We start from the raw sequence: 2395 nt of genomic DNA on the forward strand, positions 1-2395 counted from the left end.
GCCTTGGCCTGGTCGGCGATCTGCTTCTCGACCAGCGGCGTCCGGACGTAGCCCGGGCAGAGGGCCGAGGCACTGATGCCCGCCTCGCCACCCTCCAGGGCGAGCGTCTTCACCAGCCCGAGCACTCCGTGCTTCGCCGAGACGTAGGCGGCTTTGTAGGGCGACGCCGCCAACGCGTGGGCGCTGGCGATCGCCAGGAACCGCCCTCCGTCCGGGGCTTGCAGCAGTGAGGGCCAGGCGTACTTCGCGAGCAGGAACGGGCTGGTCAGCAGGATGGCGAGCAGCGCGTCCCAGCGGTCCTCGGGGAAGTCCGCGACCGGCGAGACGTGCTGGAACCCGGCGTTGGGGACCACGAGGTCGATCCGGCCGAACCGCTCGAGGGCGGTGTCGACGGCGGCGCGGTTGCCCGCCCGCGTGGTCAGGTCGGCGCCGAGCCCCTCGGCCCCCTTGAGGTCCGGTTCCTCGAGGTCGACCCCCAGGACCTGCCAGCCGTCGGCGACGAGACGGTCGACGATGGCCTGGCCGATGCCGCTGGCGGACCCGGTGACGATGGCAGCGCGTTCACTCACGGGCGCCGACCGTAGGTCGCCCGGGCGGCGCGCGGAAGGGCCGCCGTCCCGCGGGCGGGCCGGGTCCGATCGGCGAGGTCCCGGCGGAGCTGCCAGCATCACGCGACGTGAACGCCCCTCCCGTGAGCGCCGCCGGGCGCACGCACGCCCCGGCGCTCGGCGTGCCCGCCGACCCGGTGCCGACCGTGCCCGACGTCCACCGGATCGCCGTCCTGCGCGCCAACGGCCTCGGCGACCTCGTCGTCGCCGAGCCGGCCCTCTCGGCCGTGCGCGCGGCCTACCCGGAGGCCGAGATCACCCTGCTCGGCGCGCCGCACCACCAGGCGCTGCTGGCGGGGCGCCCCTCCCCCGTCGACCGCGTCGTCGTGGTGCCCCCGGTCAAGGGCGTGCGGGCGTACCCCCACTCCGTGCCGAACGTCTCCGAGGAGGAGCTCGACGCCTGGGTCGCGCCGCTGCGCGTGTACGGCTTCGACCTCGCGATCCAGATGCACGGCGGGGGCGGCAACTCCAACCGCCTGCTCGACCGGCTCGAGGCCCGGGTGACCGCGGGCACCGCCGCGCCGGGCGCGCCCCGGCCCGACCGCTGGGTGCCCTACACGCCCTACCAGCACGACACCCTGCGCTGGAACGAGCTCGCTGCCGCGGTGGGTGCCCCGGCCTCCCGGGTGGAGCCCCGGCTGTCGGTGACCGCCGACGACCTCGCGGCCTCCCTCGACGTCGTGCCCGCGGCGGACGACCCGCTCGTCGTCGTGCACCCCGGCGCCACCGACGCCCGCCGCTGCTACCCCGAGGAACGGCTCGGGGACGTCGCCGCGTCGTTGGACGGCGCCCGGGTCGTCGTGGTCGGCGGGGAGTCCGACGCCGAGCGCGTGGCGCGCGTCGCGCAGGGGTTCAGGACGACGGCCGGGCGCGAGCCGCTGACCGTCGTCGGCGCGCTCTCGCTGCCCGGGCTGGTGGGGCTGCTCGCCCGGGCCGACCTCGTGATCGGCAACGACTCCGGGCCGCGCCACGTCGCCGGGGCCGTGGGCACGCCCACGGTCGCCGTCTTCACCTACGCCAACCTCGCCGACGTCGCCCCGCTCACCCGGGTCTGGCACCGGGTGCTGGTGTCCTGGCACGGCGGGTGCCAGGTGTGCGGGCTGCGGGTGCTCGAGGGGTGGTGCGGGCACGGCGCCTCGGCCACCCACGACGTCCCGGTCTCCGACGTTCGCGAGGCCGCGCTGGACCTGTGGGCGCAGCGCATGTGAACGATCGTCGTCGTCCTGGCGACGACCAGCGTTCACATGAGGCGGAGCCTCACGCCCTCGTCCGGCACCAGCTCGCCGATCACCGGCGCCCCGGGGATCTCGCCGACGAGCAGCAGCCCGCCCGAGGTCTGGGCGTCCGCGAGCAGCAGCTGCTCGTCCTCGCCCACCGAGCCGGCGTCGGTCTCCGGGGCGACCCACGCCAGGTTGCGCCGCGTCCCGCCGGAGACGAACCCGTCGCGCACGGCCTCGCGGGCGCCGTCGAGGTAGGGCACGGCGGCGTGGTCGATCACGGCGGTCACGCCCGAGGCCCGCGCCAGCTTGTAGGCGTGCCCGAGCAGGCCGAAGCCGGTGACGTCGGTGCCGGCGACGATGCCCGCCGCGACGGCCGCCGCGGACGCCTCCGCGTTGAGCCCCGCCATGGTCTCGACGGCGTCCGCGAAGACCTCCCCGGTCGTCTTGTGCCGGTTGTTGAGGACGCCGAGGCCCAGCGGCTTCGTGAGCGAGAGCGGCAGGCCGGCCCGGCCGGCGTCGTTGCGGATCAGCTTCCCGGGGTCGGCGGTGCCGGTGACGGCCATCCCG

General features: G+C 76.1%; 3 protein-coding genes. 1 reads left to right on the forward strand and 2 read right to left on the reverse strand.

Annotated elements, in window-relative coordinates; all coding sequences use genetic code 11:
- A partial coding sequence (locus AC0CYZ_RS18830) for an SDR family NAD(P)-dependent oxidoreductase (RefSeq protein WP_472218080.1) occupies positions 1-569 on the reverse strand: 569 nt, incomplete at its 3' end.
- A gap of 107 nt (positions 570-676) precedes the next feature.
- Here AC0CYZ_RS18830 and AC0CYZ_RS18835 point away from each other — a divergent pair.
- Complete coding sequence (locus tag AC0CYZ_RS18835; protein WP_472218082.1) at positions 677-1816, forward strand: glycosyltransferase family 9 protein; 1140 nt, start codon at positions 677-679, stop codon at positions 1814-1816.
- Between the two features lie 32 nt (positions 1817-1848).
- On the opposite strand, the gene selD is transcribed toward AC0CYZ_RS18835, so the two are convergent.
- On the reverse strand, positions 1849-2395 hold a 547-nt coding region (selD, locus tag AC0CYZ_RS18840), incomplete at its 5' end, for a selenide, water dikinase SelD (RefSeq protein WP_472218085.1).

Source organism: Actinomycetospora sp., from assembly GCF_055612215.1.